Annotated in this window: 17 protein-coding genes and 1 other annotated feature; of the genes, 14 read left to right on the forward strand and 3 right to left on the reverse strand. The window is 35.1% G+C overall.

Features of this window, described 5'->3' with window-relative positions; translation table 11 throughout:
- The first annotated feature begins 174 nt into the window (after positions 1-174).
- From NHG49_RS09195 to cls, 6 genes are all read left to right on the forward strand, one after another.
- The gene (locus tag NHG49_RS09195; RefSeq protein ID WP_000694104.1) at positions 175-813 is read left to right on the forward strand and encodes a response regulator transcription factor; all 639 of its coding nucleotides are present in this window, start codon (positions 175-177) and stop codon (positions 811-813) included.
- A gap of 4 nt (positions 814-817) precedes the next feature.
- Positions 818-1,918, forward strand: coding sequence for a sensor histidine kinase (locus NHG49_RS09200; RefSeq protein ID WP_064476475.1), 1,101 nt, complete (start codon positions 818-820; stop codon positions 1,916-1,918).
- Positions 1,919-2,054: 136 nt separating this feature from the next.
- A complete protein-coding gene (locus NHG49_RS09205) occupies positions 2,055-2,993 on the forward strand; it encodes an ABC transporter ATP-binding protein (protein ID WP_001093809.1) in 939 nt (312 codons plus the stop codon).
- 37 nt (positions 2,994-3,030) lie between these two features.
- Complete coding sequence (locus NHG49_RS09210) at positions 3,031-4,140, forward strand: ABC transporter permease (RefSeq protein ID WP_064476474.1); 1,110 nt, start codon at positions 3,031-3,033, stop codon at positions 4,138-4,140.
- 1 nt (position 4,141) lies between these two features.
- Entirely contained in the window at positions 4,142-5,287 is a 1,146-nt protein-coding gene (locus tag NHG49_RS09215) for an ABC transporter permease (RefSeq protein ID WP_258125847.1), read from the forward strand.
- Positions 5,288-5,397: 110 nt separating this feature from the next.
- A complete protein-coding gene (gene cls, locus NHG49_RS09220) occupies positions 5,398-6,609 on the forward strand; it encodes a cardiolipin synthase (protein ID WP_064476473.1) in 1,212 nt (403 codons plus the stop codon).
- Positions 6,610-6,661: 52 nt separating this feature from the next.
- Here cls and pyrH read toward each other — a convergent pair whose 3' ends face one another.
- Positions 6,662-7,405 carry a UMP kinase gene (gene pyrH, locus NHG49_RS09225; protein WP_064476472.1) on the reverse strand — a complete coding sequence of 248 codons (744 nt, stop codon included), beginning with the start codon at positions 7,403-7,405 and terminating at the stop codon, positions 6,662-6,664.
- A 377-nt stretch (positions 7,406-7,782) separates the two neighbouring features.
- On the opposite strand from pyrH, the gene NHG49_RS09230 reads away from it, so the two are divergent.
- The 6 genes from NHG49_RS09230 (at position 7,783) to NHG49_RS09255 (ending at position 17,916) form a co-directional block, all read left to right on the forward strand.
- Entirely contained in the window at positions 7,783-9,054 is a 1,272-nt protein-coding gene (locus tag NHG49_RS09230; RefSeq protein WP_000713278.1) for a cation:dicarboxylate symporter family transporter, read from the forward strand.
- Between the two features lie 24 nt (positions 9,055-9,078).
- Entirely contained in the window at positions 9,079-10,518 is a 1,440-nt protein-coding gene (gene aspA, locus NHG49_RS09235; protein WP_000224183.1) for an aspartate ammonia-lyase, read from the forward strand.
- 75 nt (positions 10,519-10,593) lie between these two features.
- The gene (gene malS, locus NHG49_RS09240; protein WP_142289438.1) at positions 10,594-12,306 is read left to right on the forward strand and encodes an oxaloacetate-decarboxylating malate dehydrogenase; all 1,713 of its coding nucleotides are present in this window, start codon (positions 10,594-10,596) and stop codon (positions 12,304-12,306) included.
- 63 nt (positions 12,307-12,369) lie between these two features.
- Positions 12,370-13,668: a sensor histidine kinase gene (locus tag NHG49_RS09245; RefSeq protein ID WP_081257374.1), complete on the forward strand. Its 1,299-nt coding sequence runs from the start codon at positions 12,370-12,372 to the stop codon at positions 13,666-13,668.
- Positions 13,669-13,670: 2 nt separating this feature from the next.
- Positions 13,671-14,603, forward strand: coding sequence for a response regulator (locus NHG49_RS09250; RefSeq protein ID WP_064476470.1), 933 nt, complete (start codon positions 13,671-13,673; stop codon positions 14,601-14,603).
- Between the two features lie 118 nt (positions 14,604-14,721).
- The gene (locus NHG49_RS09255) at positions 14,722-17,916 is read left to right on the forward strand and encodes a DEAD/DEAH box helicase (RefSeq protein WP_154131356.1); all 3,195 of its coding nucleotides are present in this window, start codon (positions 14,722-14,724) and stop codon (positions 17,914-17,916) included.
- A gap of 100 nt (positions 17,917-18,016) precedes the next feature.
- Here the strand turns inward: NHG49_RS09255 and NHG49_RS09260 are convergent, their stop codons facing one another.
- Positions 18,017-18,151: a DUF3934 domain-containing protein gene (locus NHG49_RS09260; protein ID WP_000047588.1), complete on the reverse strand. Its 135-nt coding sequence runs from the start codon at positions 18,149-18,151 to the stop codon at positions 18,017-18,019.
- A 405-nt stretch (positions 18,152-18,556) separates the two neighbouring features.
- Positions 18,557-18,815 (forward strand) — a binding site (T-box leader).
- Positions 18,816-18,885: 70 nt separating this feature from the next.
- Between NHG49_RS09260 and asnA the strand changes: the two genes are divergently transcribed.
- Both asnA and NHG49_RS09270 read left to right on the forward strand, forming a co-directional pair.
- Positions 18,886-19,869 carry an aspartate--ammonia ligase gene (asnA, locus tag NHG49_RS09265; RefSeq protein WP_061676615.1) on the forward strand — a complete coding sequence of 328 codons (984 nt, stop codon included), beginning with the start codon at positions 18,886-18,888 and terminating at the stop codon, positions 19,867-19,869.
- Positions 19,870-20,005: 136 nt separating this feature from the next.
- Positions 20,006-20,443, forward strand: a complete 438-nt coding sequence (locus NHG49_RS09270) for a helix-turn-helix domain-containing protein (RefSeq protein WP_064476468.1) — start codon at positions 20,006-20,008, stop codon at positions 20,441-20,443.
- Positions 20,444-20,650: 207 nt separating this feature from the next.
- Here the strand turns inward: NHG49_RS09270 and NHG49_RS09275 are convergent, their stop codons facing one another.
- Entirely contained in the window at positions 20,651-21,103 is a 453-nt protein-coding gene (locus tag NHG49_RS09275; protein ID WP_064476467.1) for a VOC family protein, read from the reverse strand.
- Positions 21,104-21,274: the final 171 nt, after the last annotated feature.

A 21,274-nucleotide genomic window follows, 5' to 3' on the forward strand; every position in this document is an offset into this window, starting at 1 on the left:
AAACGATTGGACACCCTACACATGTTGTAAAAAAAGAATAATATATTTTTAGGAAGGAAGCTATATGAAAAAGGTGTGAAAAAATGGTAAAAAGAAGTATATAATGAGCAAGTGGGAAATGTTACGTGAAGAAAGGATGTGAATGTTAGTAGGGGAAGGTCCATACTAACAAACATGAAAATTAAAATATTAATAGCGGATGATAATTCTTTTATTAGAGAAGGCATGAAAATTATTTTAAATACATATGAAGAGTTCGAAGTAGTAGATACTGTGAATGATGGGAAGGAAGCGGTGGAATATTGCAAAAAGAACGACGTTGATATCGCTCTTTTAGATGTCCGTATGCCAAATATGAACGGGGTAGAGGCAACGAAATTTATTTGTGAAGAAACGGAAACGAAACCACTAATTTTAACGACGTTCGATGATGATGAATATATTTTGGACGCAGTGAAGAACGGGGCGAAAGGTTATTTATTAAAAAATAATGATCCAGAGCGTATTCGTGATGCAATAAAAGGAGTATATAACGGTCAAACTGTTATGCAAGATGTAGTGCTTGATAAAATTAAGAGCAATTTAATGGAGAGCAAAGAGGATGAATGTAAAATAGATACAAGTCTTTTTACAGAAAGAGAACTTAGTATTATCGCATTAATTGCGAAAGGTTTCTCGAATAAAGAAATTTCAAAGCAACTTTTCATATCAGAAGGAACGATTGCTAATTATATTACATCAGTTTTAGGGAAAACTGGACTTGAACATCGTACACAAATTGCGATTTATTATTTAACAGGGAAAGTAGATTAAAGATATGGAATTTTGGTTAATTGTAAGTAAATTAATTGTCTTTATATATATTGTGTTTAGTTACATTTATTTAAATGTTGCGAACTTACCATGGATTATACTTGCTTTGCTTTTATATCTTTCTGTAAACGTGCTAATCTCTATATTTAAAAAAGGTACGCACAAAAACATATTAACTTCTCTGTCAATTGGAATAGTTATATTATTCGCATGGAAGATTCATCCGTTTTTTATTTTGTTTTTACCATTGAACTTATATGAAATTATATTTCGTTATATAGAGAATAAATGGCTGATCTTTATCATTATGATGATTCCTATTATCTTTACCGATGAAAGTATTCGAATGACATATGGATTAATTGTTGCATTTTCTTTCATTGTACTAACTATGGCAGAACGGTATATATCGCGTGTATTAAAGCTTGAATCACAAAATGATAAGATGCGAAAAGATATGCAGCGGTTGACGAAAAGTTTACATGAAAATAAAGAGTACATAAAGCAATCAGAGTATACATTTAAGTTAGAAGAGAGAAATCGGTTGTCACAAGAAATTCATGATAAAATTGGCCACTCGATGACAGGGGCGCTAATTCAAATGGAAGCAGCAAAGAGATTAATGGGGATAGATAAAGAAAAATCTGCCGAGTTATTACAAAATGCAATTCATATTTCAAAAGATGGAATTGAAAGTATTCGAGTTACATTAAAAAATATGAAGCCACCAACTGAGCAAATTGGCATTCATCGTATGAAATTATTCATAGAGGAATTTGCCGGTAAGCATGAAATAAATATTCCTTTCGTATATAAAGGGAATTTAGATATGATTTCACCGATTCAGTGGAAGATTATCGGTGAAAATGTTACGGAGGCATTAACTAATGCGATGAAATATGCTGATGCGACAGTCATTTCAATCGATATTCATGTACTTAATAAGATGGTGAAAGTACAAGTGAAGGATAATGGAAAAGGTGCAGCTCTCGTTAAGAAAGGTCTCGGGATTATGGGGATGGAGGAGCGAACAGCATCAGTAAACGGAAAAATTATTGTAGACGGAAGAAGTGGTTTTTCAGTAACGATGTTGTTGCCCATATAGGAAATTATGACGAGGATGAATCATCTCATATGAAAAAAGTGAATAATCTCATGTGAAAAGAATGAACTTCTGCACTGAGCAGGTTCATTTTTTTTGTTTATACTAAAAGCAGAGAAACCGAAATAGGGGTGAAATGATGAATACATTAGAAATTAAAAATTTAACGAAAAAATTTGGTGATTTCATCGCGGTAGATAATATGTCTTTATCTATTAAAGAAGGAGAGATATTTGGCTTTTTAGGATCAAATGGTGCTGGTAAAAGTACAACGATAAATATGATTGCTGGGTTGTTAAGAAGTAATGAAGGTGAAATTAGCATATTAGGAAAAAATATAAAGAAACATAATCGATTTGCGAAGATGAATATCGGTATCGTTCCGCAAGATATTGCGATTTATGAAGAGTTAACTGCCTATGAAAATGTGAAATTCTTTGCTGGACTGTACGGGTTAAGAGGAGCTGAGCTAAAAGCGAGAGTAGAGGAAGCACTTCAATTTGTAGGGCTTAGTGATAAACATAAAAGTTACCCGAAAAACTTTTCTGGCGGGATGAAACGAAGACTGAATATCGCTTGTGCGATCGCTCATAGACCGAAGTTAATTATTATGGATGAGCCGACAGTTGGAATTGATCCACAGTCAAGAAACTATATCCTTCAGTCTGTTCGGAAATTAAATGAAATGGGAAGTACTATTATTTATACGAGTCACTACATGGAAGAAGTAGAAGAGATTTGTTCTAAAATAGCAATTGTAGATCACGGTAAAGTGATTGCAGAAGGAACGAAAGAACAGTTAAAAGCGATTATTACTGATACGAAAGACATTTGGGTTGAAGTGAAGTCAGTAGAAAATTTAGATGTAGAAAAGTTAAAAGAGATAAACGGTGTGAAAGCTGTTCAAGTTGAAGAGAACGTAATCAAGGTAAACTCGGATGCAGGAGTAAATAATTTAAATAAAATTATTCAGCATTTCATTAATCATGACATTGAAATTCGTTCGTTAGAGGAGCAGGCCCCGAACTTAGAAACAGTATTCCTTACGTTGACTGGAAGAAACTTACGAGATAAATAAAAGGTAAATGAAGAAAAGGTAAAGGGAGGTTCATCAATTGAACATCTTCAATATTGCAGTTATGCATATTAAAAGAGATTTCAGGGACGTAAGAACTTTAGTTTTTATGTTAGCATTTCCGATTGTACTAATGCTTGTGTTAGGAACAGCGTTAACGAATGCATTTGATAGCGATAGTCAAGCGATTAAAGATATACAAGTGCTCTACAAAGATGAAACGAGTAGCACATTTTCTCAAACGTTCGAAGCATTTACGAAAGAAGTCGATAAATCGGGTATTCATTTTAAAAAAGCTTCCGGCAGTATAGATGGGAAAGAAGAAGTGAAGCAAAATAAATATGCTGCTTATGTAGAATTAAATAAAGATGGTGCGAAATTTTACGGAAGTGACAAAAGTAGTATTGAGGGAAGTATTGTGGAAGGCATGCTTACAACATTTATTGATAAGTACAATGTAGCGGCCGAAGTTGCAAAAGTTGATCCTAGTAAGGTGGGCACGGTTATTTCAAGCGGAAATCATAATGATTATATAAAAGAAACATCTTTACAAGCTGCACAAAAGCCAGGTTCTATGGATTACTACGCGGTTGTAATGACAACGATGATTGCATTATATGCTGCGATGGGAGCGAGTTCTTTAATTCGAGGAGAACGAATACGTAAAACAGGAGATCGTCTCATTGCTGCACCTATAAGTAAGGCTGAAATATTCATTGGAAAAGTACTTGGTAGCCTAGTAGCAAATGCTCTGTGCATATTACTCGTCATGTTATTTAGTAAATTTGTTTTTCAAGCGAATTGGGGCGACCATCTTGGAATCATATTTCTTATTTTATTAACACAAATTTTTCTAGCAATTAGCTTCGGTTTAGGAATTGGATATATTACAAAAACACCGGAATCATCTAGAGCGATTATTATGGTTATTGTGCAATTAGCCTCTATTTTTGGTGGTGCATATTTCGTAATAGAAGAAAATTTCGTTACGAATTTATCACCATTAACGTGGGCAAACACAGCTGTTATGAAAATTATTTATGCAAATGATGTAGGAGCAGCACTACCGGTAATATGTTTAAACCTTGGCATTTCAGCACTCTTTTTATTAATTGCAATTATTGCATTACGTAGACGGGAGGGGCTATAGTATGAAAGATATTTTATGGCTCATACAAAAAACGTTATCTGTCCTTTTGAAAAATAAAAAAGGGTTATTCATTATTATTAGTTTGCCGATAATCGGAACACTAATCTCCTTCTCGATGTATGGGAATATGGGGCAAGGGACGTTAAATATCGGGGTTATTAATAAAGAAAATCAATCTATAGCAAATGATACGGTGAAATTTTTAGAAGGATTAAATCATGTAAAGGTAAGTAAAATTAAAGAATCTGAAGTAGAAGATAAACTCACTTCCAAAAAACTTGATGGAGTTATTACATTAGATTCTGGTTTTTCAAAAAGTGTTCGAGAAGGGAAACCAAATCATATTGAAATTGCATCGATTAAAGGTGATCAAGTAACAGGATTTATAAAATCATATTTATACAATTATATTGATAATGTAGCAGCTATTAGTAAAGTAGCAGGAACAGATCAAAGTGCATTTGATACTATGTACGCAGGATATCAAAAAGGTTCATTTAAAATGAAAACTGAGACGCTAGAAGATACTTCGAAAAATAAAGATATGACAAACCAAACGATGGGTTACCTTATTATGTTTATGCTATTTTCAGCAGCGAACTTATCAGGTTATATTTTAAAAGAAAAAGAAAATAGAACGTATTTTAGACTCTTATCAACGCCGATAGATGGGAAGAAATTCATATTATCTAATGTCGGGGTAAATATGCTGCTATTAACAGTACAAATTCTGATTACAATCTTATTCCTAACGAATATTTTTCATATAAATATCAATATGCCTTTCATAGTGATGATTGGTGTACTCATGCTATTTGCTTTAATAGCGATTGGAATATCGTTAGTCCTTGTCGCTTTTTCGAAAAACTCAGCATCAGCAAATGCACTGCAAAATATGATTATTGTACCGACATGTTTACTGGCTGGATGTTATTTTCCATATGACATTATGCCGAAAGCGGTGCAAAAAGTAGCTGATTTTCTTCCACAGAGATGGCTATTAGACACAGTATCAAAACTACAACAAGGAATTCCGATTTCAGATTTGTATTTAAATATTTTAATCTTATTTGCCTTTGCGGTAGCATTCTTCTTAATTGCTATTTATAAGTTTGGAAGAAATAATGATGCGAGAAACTTTGTTTAATATGAAAAGGGTGTGACGTTAAGTCGCATCCTTTTTTGTATGAAGCATGAAATCTAAATTTGAATGACAAAATAGAAAGGTGGAAAGAAAATGAGCGGAAGGAAATCAAAATGATTAAAAAAATATTGCGAGTTACTTCTATTGTAATTACTATTTTCGTTTTTGTTTTAATTTGGATGCATATTGACGTTACGCTCGGAAGAAAAATGGAAGTCGGGAAAAATATGCCGACAGAGTACGCTCCTCATTATAGTGATTTTCAATTATATGTAGAAGGAAAGTCATTTTATAAACAGTTATTTACTGATATAAGAGAGGCGAAGCAATCTATTTACACGTACTTTTTTATTTTGTCGGATGATAAAAGTAGCCATACTTTTTTAAACTTATTAAAAGAGAAGGCAAAAGAAGGAGTAAACGTCTATTTATCAGTTGATCGCATTAATGATTTATCATTTGAAAGAAAGATGAAAAATGAATTGCGGGAAAGTGGTGTGCATTTTACATATAGTAGAAAACCTGAATTGCCATTCGGATTTTATTCACTTCACCATCGTAATCATCGCCGTATTACGACCATTGATGGCGAGATTGGCTATACGGGTGGTTTTAATATGGGAGATGAGTACTTAGGAAAAGATAAACGATTTGGATATTGGCGTGATTATCATGTGCGGCTTAGAGGAGAAGGAGCGAAAGATTTAGAAGAGCAATTCGCTTTAGATTGGAAACGAGATACGAAAGAACATATAAAAAGAAGTACGAATAAAGCTAGTAAAGGGAACACATTACATACGATGACTAACTATAATGGACATTACGTCGCTGAAAAGTATATCGAATTAATAAAACAAGCGAAGCATTCAATTGTCATTACAACACCTTATTTTATAGCGAAAAATAAAGAATTTATGAATGCTTTAATGGAAGCGCAAAAACGTGGTGTCACAGTGAAAATACTTTGGTCATATAAACCAGATATTCCACTCATTAAAGAGGCAGCGTATCCTTATATTCGTCAAGCTGTTAATAATGGGATTAAAGTATATGGTTATAAAAAAGGAATGTTTCATGGAAAGTTAATGCTGATTGATAATGAACTAACTGTTATCGGTACAACGAACATAACGGCACGTAGCTTTTATATTAATGATGAGATGAACTTGTATATTCACGGTGGGACTATCGTATCAGAAGTGAATGAGGCGTTAACAAAAGATTTTCGTGATTCAAAAGAGATGACGAAAGAGTTTTTTGAGACGTTATCGTTTTGGGAGCGGTGTAAGGAGAAATTAGCAGGATTGGTGGATTTTTATTTATAAAGGTTAATGGAAAAGGATGTCTTTTATAGACACCCTTTTTAATGAGAAATCATTAGTTTTCATGCATAAGCAATGAAGCATCATCATTAATCAATGTCCCCACATGCTCACCTAAGCAAATTCTTTTCATAACTCCAGGCTCATCAAAGTTAAAGACGTGTGCTGGCAAATTATAATCACGGGCAAGTAATAAAGCGGCTTGATCCATTACTTGTATGTTTTGCCTAACGATGTCGTTATAGTTTAGTTTTCTGTACATTTTTGCTGATTTATTATGTTTTGGATCACTAGTAAAGACGCCATCTACTCCTTGTTTTGCGACTAATATAGCGTCACTATTCATTTCAATGGCTCTTTGGACACTTGGATAATCTGTCGTAACAAATGGTTGCCCGTTACCACCTCCAAAGATAATGATATAACCGTTATCTAAATGATGTACTGCGCGTAGGCGGATATATGGTTCAGCTACAGCATTAAACGGGATGGAAGTCATAACGCGTACTTCTTTATTTGTTTTACTTGTTAAAACGCCGCGTAGCATTAGACTGTTGATAATTGTACCTAACGTACCGATATTATCAGCTTCTACACGATCAATTCCCCATTCTTCAGCTAAATGGCCTCTGAAAATGTTACCGCCTCCGATGACAATAGATACCTCGATACCTAAATCAACAATGGATAAAATCTCGTTTGCGATATGTTCTAATCTTTTGGAGTTAAAGCTATTTCCGGTTTGATCGGCAAGTGCACCGCCGCTTAATTTAATTAAGACACGTTTATATGGCCTCATAACAATTCCCCCTATATAGATCGCAATAAAAAAGGAACAAAGGCAAATGCCTTTGTTCCTTTTTTAGAAAATGAAAAAGAAAAGAAGAAGATAAGACGAATTTTTGTACATAATTTTTCATATCATCCACTCCTTTTCATTTCGATTTGTTGTAAGTATATATCTTTTTGATTATACGAAACAATCTGATTACTTATCAAGTATATTTTATTTCTTTTTAATGAAAAGGTGTCAATGAAAAAGAAAAGAAAAATTTTCGAATTTTTTGTGACGAACTTGTAGGTTTTTGTATGATTTTGTAGGTTCGCCTATAAGATGTGTGAGTAAGCTTTTATAAATACGAAATGAAAGCGTTCGCATGAAGGGGATGAACATAAATGAAAAAATTCGGATTGGCAACACAAATTTTTGTCGCGCTTGTTTTAGGGATTGTAGTAGGGGCAATCTTTTATGGCAATAAAACGGCGATTTCTTATATCACACCAATTGGGGATATATTTATTCACTTAATTAAAATGATTGTAGTACCAATTGTTATTTCAGCATTAATTGTTGCGGTAGCTGGTGTAGGAGATATGAAGAAGCTTGGGAAACTGGGCGGTAAGACAATTCTTTATTTCGAAATTATTACGACGATTGCTATTTTAATGGGATTACTTGCGGCGAATATATTCCAACCAGGTACTGGCGTTGATATGAGTAACTTACAGCAAAGTGATATTTCTTCTTATAAACAAACAGCAGATGCTACAGAGAAGAAAGGTTTTGCTGAGACAATTGTTCATATTGTACCGAAAAACGTATTTGAATCGATTGCACAAGGTGACTTATTACCGATTATTTTCTTCTCAGTATTATTCGGTTTAGGAGTTGCGGCAATTGGAGACAAAGGAAAGCCCGTCTTTAACTTCTTTGAAGGTGTACTCGAAGCGATGTTTTGGGTTACAAATCAAGTTATGAAATTTGCACCATTTGGTGTATTCGCATTAATTGCAGTTACGGTTGCAAAATTTGGTGTAGCAACACTACTTCCTTTAGGAAAACTAGTGCTAGCTGTATACGTAACTGTTATACTATTCGTTGTGATTGTATTAGGTATTAATGCACGAATGGTTGGCGTAAACATTTTTACATTAATGAAAATTTTAAAAGAAGAACTTATTCTTTCATTTACGACAGCAAGTTCAGAAGCTGTTTTACCTAATATAATGAGAAAAATGGAAGAGTTCGGTTGTCCAAAGGCAGTTGCCTCTTTCGTTATTCCGACAGGTTATACATTCAACTTGACTGGATCGGCTATTTATCAAGCGTTAGCGGCATTGTTTGTTGCACAAATGTACGGTGTGCACATGTCACTGACAGAGCAAATTACGTTATTATTCGTTCTCATGTTAACATCCAAGGGTATGGCGGGAGTTCCAGGTGCATCGTTCGTTGTTGTATTAGCAACGTTAGGTTCAATGGGATTACCACTAGAAGGTATCGCGTTAATTGCGGGAATTGACCGCATTTTAGATATGATTCGCTCATCTGTCAATGTATTAGGAAATGCATTAGCGGCCATTGTTATGTCGAAGTGGGAAGGCGAATTCGATAATGAGAAAGCAAAACAATATGTAGAAACAGTCAAAGAAACAAAAGCAGCATAAGAAATCGTTAAGGAGTGAATAATCATGGCAACATTAACTGAAGTTAAAAATGGTGTTCGAATTGAAAAAGATTTTTTAGGTGAAAAAGAAGTGCCAAACTATGCGTACTACGGCGTACAAACAATGCGTGCAGTAGAAAACTTCCCAATTACAGGATACAAAATCCATGAAGGCTTAATTAAAGCATTCGCAATTGTAAAAAAGGCTGCAGCGCTTGCTAATACAGATGTAGGAAGATTGGAATTGAACAAGGGCGGCGCGATCGCAGAAGCCGCTCAAGAAATTCTTGATGGAAAATGGCATGATCATTTCATCGTAGATCCAATCCAAGGCGGAGCAGGTACTTCAATGAATATGAATGCAAATGAAGTCATGGCCAATCGTGCTCTTGAATTATTAGGAATGGAAAAGGGAGACTATCATTATATTAGTCCAAATAGTCATGTAAACATGGCGCAATCAACAAACGATGCATTCCCAACGGCGATTCATATTGCAACATTAAATGCATTAGAAGGCTTATTACAAACGATGGGTTATATGCACGATGTATTTGAATTAAAAGCAGAGCAGTTCGATCATGTTATTAAAATGGGTCGTACACATTTACAAGACGCTGTGCCAATTCGTCTTGGACAAGAATTTAAAGCGTATTCTCGCGTACTTGAACGTGATATGAAACGTATCAAGCAATCACGTCAACATCTATATGAAGTAAATATGGGAGCAACTGCAGTTGGTACAGGCTTAAATGCAGATCCAGAATATATTGAAGCAGTTGTAAAACATTTAGCTACAATTAGTGAACTGCCACTTGTTGGTGCAGAAGACTTAGTAGATGCAACGCAAAATACGGATGCATACACAGAAGTATCAGCAGCACTAAAAGTATGTATGATGAATATGTCTAAAATTGCGAATGACCTTCGCTTAATGGCATCAGGTCCACGTGTTGGCTTAGCGGAAATTATGTTGCCTGCTCGTCAACCAGGTTCATCTATTATGCCAGGGAAAGTAAACCCTGTTATGCCAGAAGTAATTAATCAAATTGCGTTCCAAGTAATTGGTAACGACCATACAATTTGCCTTGCTTCAGAAGCAGGACAATTAGAATTAAACGTTATGGAACCAGTACTTGTTTTCAACTTACTTCAATCTATTAGCATTATGAATAACGGTTTCCGTGCCTTTACAGATAATTGCTTAAAAGGAATTGAAGCGAATGAAGATCGCTTAAAAGAGTATGTTGAGAAGAGTGTAGGAATTATTACAGCCGTGAACCCTCATATCGGTTATGAAGCAGCAGCTCGCGTTGCGAAAGAAGCAATTGCAACAGGTCAATCCGTTCGAGAACTTTGTGTGAAAAACGGTGTACTGTCACAAGAAGACTTAGAGTTAATTCTAGATCCATTCGAAATGACGCACCCAGGGATTGCAGGAGCAACTCTTTTAAAGAAAAATTAAAAGAAGAGGGGGGACAATCCCCTCTTTTTTGTTTACAATATAGAAATGCTATATATGAATAGAGGTAGGGATGTTATGAGTAAGTTTACAGTAGCTTCTAATGGTTCATTAGAAACGACATTAAGAGGAGTAGAAGTATTATCGACACCACTTTTAAATAAAGGGGTCGCTTTCACGCAAGAAGAGAGAGAAGAATTAGGTTTAAAAGGGTTATTACCGCCAGCAGTTTTAACATTAGAAGAACAAGCACGCCGAGCGTATGAACAATTTTGTTCTCAGCCGGATGATTTATTAAAGAACGTATATTTAACAGCGTTACATGATCGAAATGAAGTATTATTTTATCGTATATTAACAAATCACTTACGTGAAATGTTACCAATTGTATATACACCAACAGTCGGTGTAGCAATTCAAAGGTATAGTCATGAATACCGTAAACCGCGTGGTGTGTATTTATCAATTAACGATCCGTCGGGTATCGAAGAAGCATTCGCCAATATCGGTGCAACAGCTGAAAACATTGATTTAGTCGTTGTAACAGATGGAGAAGGCATACTTGGAATTGGTGACTGGGGTGTTGGTGGTATAAACATCGCAATCGGGAAATTAGCTGTTTATACGGCCGCAGTTGGTATCGATCCTAGCCGTGTATTACCGGTAATTTTAGATGTGGGTACAAATCGTGAGGAACTATTAAACAATCCATTTTATATTGGAAATCGTCACCCTCGTATAACTGGTGAAGCTTACGATGAATTTATTGATACATTTGTACAAGCAGTGAATAAACAATTCCCGAAAGCACTTTTACATTGGGAAGACTTTAGCTCTCGAAATGCACGAAAAATTTTAGATAAATATCGTCATGATATTTGTACATTTAATGATGATATTCAAGGTACAGGTGCAGTTTCACTTGCTGCTGTGTTATCGGCAGTGAAAGTTTCGGGTGTACCACTAAGTGAACACCGCGTTGTTGTGTTTGGTGCTGGTACGGCTGGAATCGGTATCGCAGATCAAGTTAGAGATGCAATGGTCCGCGTTGGCGTATCAGAAGAAGAATCATATAAGCGTTTCTGGTGTATTGATCGTAACGGGTTAGTTACAGATAATATGGAAGATCTTCTTGATTTCCAAATTCCATATGCAAGAAAAGAAGCGGAAGTAAGTGAGTGGAAGAAAAATGATATGATCGGACTTGCTGAAGTTGTGAAACATGTAAAACCGACAATTTTAATCGGTACATCAACTGTTGCAGGTGCATTTAAAGAAGAGATTATTAAAGAAATGGCTTCTCACGTAGAAAGACCAATCATTTTACCAATGTCGAATCCGACGCCACTTGCTGAAGCAAAACCAGCTGATTTAATCGAGTGGACAGAAGGAAGAGCATTAGTTGCAACAGGAAGTCCATTTGAACCAGTTACATACAACGGTGTAACGTATGTGATTGGACAATCAAATAATGCACTTATTTTCCCGGGACTTGGTCTTGGAACAATTGTCGTACGTGCAAGCGTCATGACGGATGGAATGTTTGCAGCAGCTGCTGAAGCAGTTGCAAGCATGGTAGATACAAGTCAGCCAGGAGCACCTATCTTACCAGAAGTTGAAGAGTTACGTAATATCTCGGAAATGGTTGCAATTGAAGTAGCGAAAGTTGCCGTTGCAGAAGGTGTTGCTAGAGAGAACTTAAGTGATAACGATATCAAGATTGCAGTGAAAGAAGCAATATGGGAGCCGGAGTACCGCCAAATAAAAGCGGTAGAAAAGGTTAGAATATAGAAATAAAGCCCGTTTATTATAATAAGCGGGCTTTCACTTTTATTGTCGAAAAAAGTATAGGAAGTGGCACCTTTGAATTGGAATCAATTATGGAAGAAAGATATATCCCTTTTAATTATATTAATGGTTGTTGTTCCGATTGCTGGAGAGCTTAATTTTCATCCTTTTAACGATACGTTTCGCGTTAGCTTTGGGACACCGCTTTTCTTCTTTTTATTACTATTTTTAAGAAGAATACCAGCAGCGGCTGCAGGTATTCTTGTCGGTATATGTGTCGTTTTATTCCGTGTATGCCTTGATTGGATCATGCAAGGTTCATTTCATATGACAGAATCATTTTATTTGCGCTATGCTGTGTTCTTTTATTATTTTATTTATGGAAGTCTTTTTTCACTTTTTAGGGTGAATAAGTTTCATCAGAAACCAATTGTTATTGGGTGCCTTGGAATTACAATTGAAATTATCGCAAGTATGTCAGAACTTGCGATTTATCATATGGTAGTGCTCGGTACAACAATAACAGTTTCTGAAGTGAATAAATTAATTATTATTGCTATTTTCCGTAGTTTCTTTGCACTTGGCTTTTTAAATATGATGATTTTATATGAAACGAAATTAAAAGAGTCACAAGTCCGAAAAGAAAATGAAAAAATGTTAATGCACCTTTCAAATTTATATGTAGAATCTGTTCACTTGAAAAAAACGTTACAAAATGCAGAGTTGATTACACAAGAAGCATATCAACTATATCGGAATTTACAGACAAGCGATGATTCTAGCAGTAAAATAGCATTGAAAATAGCGGGAGAAGTACATGAAATAAAAAAGGATAATCAAAGAATTTTTGCAGGGTTATCTAAACTGTTATTAGATAAAAATGTGGCTGAGTATGTAGAAGGTCATGAGCTTACAGAAATGATCGTAAGAATAAATGAGAAATATGCTGAAATGCTAGGGAAAGATATACGTTTTTCTAAACATATAGAAGGTGAACACGCTGCATATCACGTGTATACAGTGCTATCAATCTTTAATAACTTAGTTGCAAATGCAGTGGAAGCAATTGAAGATAGAGGTCTCATTCGTATTAAGTTATATAAACGAGATCAACATGTAATCTTTGAAGTAATTGACGATGGCCCTGGTATTGCACAAAAGTATAAGAAATTAGTATTTAAGCCAGGGTTTACTTCCAAGTATGATCAAACAGGAACACCGTCAACAGGTATTGGACTTTCTTACATACACGAAATGGTTACAGAGCTCGGCGGAGAAGTAAGGTTAGAAGACAATGAAACTGAAAAAGGGTGTAAGTTTATCGTTTGTTTACCGGAGTGCAGTTTAAAGCGGGAAGGGGAATAGGTTTGTTTTATTATATCGTAGATGATGATGAAGTTTTCCGTTCGATGCTTTCGCAAATTATTGAGGATGGCGATCTTGGGGAAGTAATTGGAGAATCGGAAGATGGAGCGTTTATTGAAGCAGAACAGCTAAATTATAAAAAAGTAGATATTTTATTTATTGATTTACTAATGCCGATGAGAGATGGCATTGAAACAGTTCGCCATATAGCATCTTCGTTTTCTGGGAAAATTATTATGATTTCCCAAGTTGAATCGAAACAGCTCATTGGTGAGGCGTATACACTTGGTGTGGAATATTATATTACGAAACCACTAAACAAAATAGAAGTAGTATCTGTTGTACGAAAAGTGATAGAGCGTATTCGTTTGGAACGTTCTATATATGACATTCAAAAATCATTAAATAATGTGTTTCAGTGGGAAAAGCCGCAAATGCGTAGTGAAACAGTGCAAGAAGGAAAAAAGATATCAGATTCAGGACGCTTCTTACTAGCAGAACTCGGTATTGCGGGAGAGAACGGAAGTAAAGATTTACTTAGTATGCTGGAATATTTATATGGACAAGAAAAGGCGCAAACATTTGAATTTGGATTTCCTGCTTTAAAAGATATCTTTCACCAAATAACATTAAAAAAATTAGATCATATAACTTCGGATGCAGATATAGATAAGGAGAGAAAAGCATCTGAACAACGTGTAAGAAGAGCAATTTATCAATCCTTGAATCATTTAGCTTCCCTTGGACTGACAGACTTTTCAAATCCGAAATTTGAAAGTTATGCTCCGAAGTTTTTTGATTTCACTGTAGTTAGAAAGCGGATGACAGAAATGACAAAGGATGAAGTAGCAACTTCTGGCCATATACGAATTAATACGAAGAAATTTATTCAGGTGCTGTATTTTGAAGCGAAACGGTTGATGGAGATAGAGTGAAGAAGGTGCTTATAAATAAGTACCTTTTTTTGTTAAATCTATATTTTATATTTTCTCGTTGAGCATGTAAAATGTTAAGTAAGAGAAAATGGTTTTACATTAAGGAAGTGTCAAAACAATGAGCTTTACATTAAATAAATCGATTATAAAAGAAGTATGCGGAGAGACCTCATATAAAAGAGGCGAAGCTTATTATAAAGCAAATAAAGTAATTGTGAATCATTATGATGAAACGAAAGAAATTTGTGAGGCGACGGTAAAAGGGAATGAAGATTTTCATGTTACAGTAGAAAAAGCTAAAAAAGGTGATGTAGTTGCGAGATGCAGTTGTCCTTCATTAGCGTCTTTTCAAACGTACTGTCAACATGTTGCAGCCGTACTAATACAAATAAATTATAATCAGCAAACGGGTGGCATGGGCTCTGTTAGTAGCAGAAGTGATCAATTAACAAACGGGATGTTTCAGTTGTTTGCAGAAAAACCACTGAGGCCCAAAAGTAAACAACACCGTTTTGATACACGTGAAATATTAGATGTGGCGTTTATCTGTTCACCAGTAGCAACGAAAAGCGGTGGGGCCCTTCTTGGAATTCAGTTAAAACTTGCGAAAACATATTTTATAAATCAGATTAGAGAATTTCTTTCTAAAGTGAAGAAAAGAGAGACTTTTCATTGTTCCAATGAATTTACATACACGCCAGATGTACATAGTTTTAAACAAGAAACGGACGCGATTATACAACAACTCATTAAAATATATCATAACGAAAAAATGTATGAAGATGCACTAGAAGTACATGCGAAACAAGATGAAAGTATGATATTCATACCGCCAGCTTCGTGGAAAGATATGCTCTCTTCACTTTCTAAAGTTGAGTATGTACAACTGAAACAAAATGAACAACAGTTTCAGGGCTTACAAATTTCAAACGGTTTATTGCCATTACATTTTGAGTTTACGAAAGGAAATAATGGTGGATTCACACTTCATATAGACGGCCTAAATCGTGTTCAAGTTATGGAAATGTATAACAACGCTCTTTACGATGGGAAATTATATCATTTACCTATGGAAGATTGTATGCGACTTATTGAATTGCAAAAGATGATGAATCGCTCAAATAGCAATCAGTTTTATATTCCTGAAAGTAAGATGGAACATTTTGTAGCGAAAGTTGTGCCAGGATTAATGAAACTTGGAACGGTACGAATTGATAAAGTAATATCAGATCGTGTTGAAACGCCGTCGCTAAAAGCAAAACTGTATTTAGATCGTGTGAAAAATCGTTTGTTAGCAGGTCTTGAATTTCATTATGGAAACGTCATGATCAATCCGTTAGAAGAAGACGGACAGCCGTCTGTTTTTAATCGTGATGAGAAAAAGGAAAAAGAGATTTTAGACGTTATGAGTGAAAGTGCCTTTGCGAAAACAGAAGGCGGTTACTTTATGCATAATGAAGAGGCGGAGTATAACTTTTTATATCACGTCGTTCCGTCGTTAAAAGGATTAGTTGATATTTATGCGACGACAGCAATTAAATTACGTATTCATAAAGGGGATACAGCACCACTTATTAGAGTGAGAAGAAAAGAAAGAATTGATTGGTTATCATTTCGTTTTGATATAAAAGGAATACCGGAAGCAGAAATTAAAGGTGTATTAGTCGCTCTTGAAGAGAAACGCAAATATTACCGATTAGCGAATGGTTCTTTATTATCACTAGAGAGCAAAGAGTTTAATGAAATTAATCAGTTTGTAAAAGAATCGGGTATTCGAAAAGAATTTTTACACGGGGAAGAAGTGAATGTTCCGCTTATTCGGAGTGTGAAATGGATGAGTGGACTTCACGAAGGTAATGTTTTAAGTTTAGATGAATCTGTGCAAGATTTAGTTGAAAGTATTCAAAATCCGAAAAAATTAAAGTTTACAGTGCCGCAAACTTTACATGCTGTAATGAGAGAGTATCAAGTATACGGATTCGAGTGGATGAAAACACTTGCCCATTACCGTTTTGGTGGTATTTTAGCAGACGATATGGGGCTTGGAAAAACGCTGCAAAGTATTGCTTTTATAGATTCTGTTTTGCCTGAAATTAGAGAGAAGAAGCTGCCTATATTAGTCGTTTCTCCGTCATCTCTTGTTTATAATTGGTTAAGTGAATTGAAAAAATTCGCTCCGCATATTAGAGCAGTGATTGCAGATGGAAATCAAACAGAGCGGCGAAAAATCTTAAAAGATATAGCGGAATTTGATGTCGTAATTACGTCATATCCATTACTGAGAAGAGATATAAGATCGTATGCAAGGCCATTTCATACACTGTTTCTTGATGAAGCACAGGCGTTTAAAAATCCTACAACGCAAACTGCAAGAGCGGTAAAAACGATTCAAGCTGAGTATCGTTTCGGACTAACGGGAACGCCTGTCGAAAATTCATTAGAAGAGTTATGGTCTATCTTCCATGTCGTATTTCCGGAATTATTACCAGGAAGAAAAGAATTCGGTGATTTAAGGCGCGAAGATATAGCGAAGCGCATTAAACCTTTCGTATTAAGACGATTAAAAGAAGACGTATTACAGGAGCTTCCAGATAAAATAGAGCACTTACAGTCATCGGAGTTATTACCAGATCAAAAGAGGCTTTATGCTGCTTATTTAGCGAAGTTAAGAGAAGAAACGTTAAAACATTTAGATAAAGATACGTTACGTAAAAATAAAATTAGAATTTTAGCTGGTTTAACGAGACTGCGACAAATTTGTAATCATCCGGCTTTATTCGTTGATGATTATAAGGGGAGTTCAGCTAAATTTGAACAACTGTTAGAGATACTAGAGGAATGTAGAAGTACTGGTAAGAGAATTTTAATCTTTTCTCAATTTACGAAGATGCTGTCTATTATTGGTCGTGAGTTAAATCGTCAAGCGATTCCATACTTTTATTTAGACGGGAGTACACCATCACAAGAACGTGTAGAGCTATGTAATCGATTTAACGAGGGGGAAGGGGATCTATTTCTCATTTCTTTAAAAGCTGGTGGTACGGGTCTTAACTTAACGGGTGCCGATACGGTTATATTATACGATTTATGGTGGAATCCAGCTGTTGAACAACAAGCAGCAGATAGAGCATATCGAATGGGACAAAAAAATACAGTACAAGTTATAAAATTAGTAGCCCACGGAACAATTGAGGAAAAAATGCATGAACTGCAAGAGAGTAAGAAAAATTTAATCGCTCAAGTGATTGAGCCGGGAGAAGAGAAATTATCATCAATCACGGAGGAAGAAATTCGAGATATTTTAATGATTTAATATAAAAAGCTATGCCTTCAAATGTATGAGTGCATAGCTTTTTTGTTGTAATAATTATATTTTGTTTTGTACAAAGTAAAGAAATCAAATGTTATTTAAATTACTTCTTTGTACCTTTACTTTTGTATGGCTTTGCAGCTGCCTTTTTCTTTGCACTTGATTGCCAACGATTCCATCCTTTACTTCCTGTACCTTGCCCTACACCTTTTTTCGGTTTTGCTTTCGTTTTACTCATATGATCACTCCGTTATATAAAAATCTTATTTGATAATAGTCAATGATTTAGAAAATACTCTTTATAAATGACTATGATTACTTTAAGTAAAAATAAACTGCTTGAATGCTATAGTATAACATGAATTTGCAAGTAAACTGAAAGGAATTACAAAGAAAATGAAAATAATACGAAATACTGCGGATTCTATATTTCGAACGATTACATTACTTGTTGTGTATATGTTAGTCTCGGTTAGTGAAACGTTTTTTGGATTGACAAGGCAAAAGAAGTGAAGATGTTATATTGAAAACAATCAATAAAGCCGTAAAATAAAGAATTGAAAAATATTTTTAAATTTTTGTTGACTTTCTTTATTTTTTGTATAGAATAATCATTAATAAAATGTTTCAGAGATGTGACAACAAAACGACTATGAAAGGACGAGTAGTAGTAGGATGTAGTCTAAGCGAGTCAGGGGTGGTGTGAGCCTGATACGAAGCCTATTATGAAGAACCTCCTGGAGTTGCTAACCGAAATCCTTTACAGGAAAGTAGACTTAGCCGGGAACTTCGCCGTTACAAGAAGAACAGTATCGAGATATTTCATCTCCGTATTGTATAAGTGAGCAACCTCTGTTGCTAATTTGGGTGGTACCGCGGAACCAAAGTCTTTCGTCCCAGTTTTTTGGGAAAGAAGGGCTTTTTTTGTTGGCTTCTTTTCACAACATCCAAACATTTTAGGAGGAAACCACCATGTATCAATCATTAATGACAGTAAGAGAGACTCAAATCGCAATTAAGGAAGTTAAAACATTTTTCGAGGATCAATTAGCAAAACGCCTTGAACTATTCCGCGTATCTGCACCATTATTCGTAACGAAAAAATCAGGATTAAACGATCACTTAAACGGTGTAGAACGCCCAATTGAATTTGATATGTTACATTCAGGAGAAGAATTAGAAATTGTTCACTCACTAGCGAAGTGGAAAAGATTCGCATTACATGAATACGGATATGAAGCTGGTGAAGGTTTATATACAAACATGAACGCAATTCGTCGTGATGAAGAACTTGATGCAACACATTCCATTTACGTTGACCAATGGGATTGGGAAAAAATCGTTCAAAAAGAATGGCGTACTGTAGACTACTTACAAAAAACAGTACAAACAATTTATGGAATATTCAAAGATTTAGAAGACCACTTATTTGAAAAGTATCCGTTCCTTGGAAAGTATTTACCAGAAGAAATTGTTTTCATCACTTCCCAAGAACTAGAAGATAAATATCCAGAATTAACACCGAAAGATCGTGAACATGCAATTGCGAAAGAGCATGGTGCAGTATTCATTATCGGAATTGGTGATGCACTTCGTTCAGGTGAAAAGCATGATGGACGCGCAGCTGATTATGATGATTGGAAATTAAACGGTGACATTTTATTCTGGCACCCAGTATTACAATCTTCATTCGAATTATCATCAATGGGAATTCGTGTTGATAGTAAATCACTTGATGAGCAGTTAACGAAAACAGGTGAAGACTTCAAACGTGAGTATGATTTCCATAAAGGTATTTTAGAAGACGTACTACCATTAACAATTGGCGGTGGTATTGGACAATCAAGAATGTGCATGTACTTCTTACGAAAAGCACATATCGGTGAAGTTCAATCTTCTGTATGGCCTGACGATTTACGTGAAGCTTGCAAGAAGGAAAACATTCATCTGTTTTAATAGAAGAGAGAGGATAACTCAAAGAGTTATTCTCTCTTTTTTATTGTGTAAACGAATGGTTTACAGTGAATTTTACCAATAGTTTCTTTCTTTTTTATCTCCTATTATGTAATAATTTGTTAAAGGAGGGGACGTTATGAGCTTAGGACAACAACTTAAAAAATTAAGAGAATCAAAAGGATTTTCACAAGAAGATGTTGCTAAAAAAATTGGTGTGACAAGGCAAGCTGTGTATAAATGGGAACATGATAAAAGCTGTCCGGATATTGATAATTTAATTTTGCTTAGCGAAATGTATAATGTTACGCTCGATGAGTTAATAAAAGGGAACCGAAATTTAAAAGAGAAAATACATATTGATGAAGATGAGTATTTTGAGAAAGAGAATGAGTTTGGTTTTTATATTGGGTTTGGTTTGCTAATTGTGAGTGCTTTCGTTGATTATGAAGGAATGCAAGAGATCTTATTAGGAATAGCACTATTCATGATGGTTTTTTACTCTGACGTGAAGAAAGTTATTTTGAATGAGTTCAGATCGTTTTTTAAAAGAAAAGATATATATGATAAAAAGTGAGAAGAGCTAGTTATATTTCTTAGGAAAGAGTATAACAAGTAATTGAATTGTTTTATAATGATTTCGGGATGTTGATAGTATGTTAAAAAGCTCAAACAAGTATAACCCCGTTTTAAAGCTAGGACGGGGTTGAAAATCTAAGTTTTATTAATCAAGAAGTTCTTTTAAATATTTTTATTTCAGTAAAGACTTCTTATAAAACATTACTTACTTGTTACCGAGTTGTTCCGCTAAACCGATTAAAATTCCTTCGGTTCCACGAATGTAGCAGAGTCGATATGAGTTCTCGTACTGAACTACTTCGCCAACGAGTTGAGCACCATGCTTAATCAGTCTCGATACCATTTCGTCAATGTCTTCGACAGTGAACATGACGCGCAAATAACCGAGGGTGTTTACAGGAGCTGTCCGGTGATCTGCTATAGTAGATGGTGTGAGAAATCGAGAAAGTTCAATTCGGCTATGGCCATCTGGGGTCACCATCATAGCAATCTCCACGCACTGAGAACCGAGTCCGGTTACGCGACCAGCCCATTCACCTTCGACAGTAGCTCGCCCTTCGAGTTTTAATCCAATCTCTTCGAAGAAAGATATTGCGTTATCAAGGGATTCTACAACGATGCTGACATTGTCCATTCTTAGTAATCTGTTGTTTGCCATAGTCTTTATCTCCTTATATGTATAAATTTATTATTTAATTCTCCCCATAATTATACTAAAATCTCTTCTAAATAAAAAACACCTTGTCACAGTGTAGGGAAATGTGACAAGGTGTTTTCAGGTATAGTATATAACATCTTGTTAACGAACAACACTTCGAAAACCTTCTAC

The sequence above is a fragment of the Bacillus sp. IBL03825 genome, from assembly GCF_024712505.1.
GTDB lineage: Bacteria > Bacillota > Bacilli > Bacillales > Bacillaceae_G > Bacillus_A > Bacillus_A wiedmannii.

What these genes read in the sequence shown, in the direction of transcription:
- NHG49_RS09195 (WP_000694104.1), top strand. Translation starts at nt 175, where the DNA reads ATGAAAATTAAAATATTAATAGCGGATGATAATTCTTTTATTAGAGAA.
- NHG49_RS09215 (WP_258125847.1), top strand. Translation starts at nt 4,142, where the DNA reads ATGAAAGATATTTTATGGCTCATACAAAAAACGTTATCTGTCCTTTTG.
- asnA (WP_061676615.1), top strand. Translation starts at nt 18,886, where the DNA reads ATGTATCAATCATTAATGACAGTAAGAGAGACTCAAATCGCAATTAAG.
- NHG49_RS09200 (WP_064476475.1), top strand. Translation starts at nt 818, where the DNA reads ATGGAATTTTGGTTAATTGTAAGTAAATTAATTGTCTTTATATATATT.
- NHG49_RS09275 (WP_064476467.1), bottom strand. Translation starts at nt 21,103, where the DNA reads ATGGCAAACAACAGATTACTAAGAATGGACAATGTCAGCATCGTTGTA.
- pyrH (WP_064476472.1), bottom strand. Translation starts at nt 7,405, where the DNA reads ATGAGGCCATATAAACGTGTCTTAATTAAATTAAGCGGCGGTGCACTT.
- malS (WP_142289438.1), top strand. Translation starts at nt 10,594, where the DNA reads ATGAGTAAGTTTACAGTAGCTTCTAATGGTTCATTAGAAACGACATTA.
- NHG49_RS09230 (WP_000713278.1), top strand. Translation starts at nt 7,783, where the DNA reads ATGAAAAAATTCGGATTGGCAACACAAATTTTTGTCGCGCTTGTTTTA.
- NHG49_RS09260 (WP_000047588.1), bottom strand. Translation starts at nt 18,151, where the DNA reads ATGAGTAAAACGAAAGCAAAACCGAAAAAAGGTGTAGGGCAAGGTACA.
- NHG49_RS09205 (WP_001093809.1), top strand. Translation starts at nt 2,055, where the DNA reads ATGAATACATTAGAAATTAAAAATTTAACGAAAAAATTTGGTGATTTC.
- cls (WP_064476473.1), top strand. Translation starts at nt 5,398, where the DNA reads ATGATTAAAAAAATATTGCGAGTTACTTCTATTGTAATTACTATTTTC.
- aspA (WP_000224183.1), top strand. Translation starts at nt 9,079, where the DNA reads ATGGCAACATTAACTGAAGTTAAAAATGGTGTTCGAATTGAAAAAGAT.
- NHG49_RS09270 (WP_064476468.1), top strand. Translation starts at nt 20,006, where the DNA reads ATGAGCTTAGGACAACAACTTAAAAAATTAAGAGAATCAAAAGGATTT.
- NHG49_RS09255 (WP_154131356.1), top strand. Translation starts at nt 14,722, where the DNA reads ATGAGCTTTACATTAAATAAATCGATTATAAAAGAAGTATGCGGAGAG.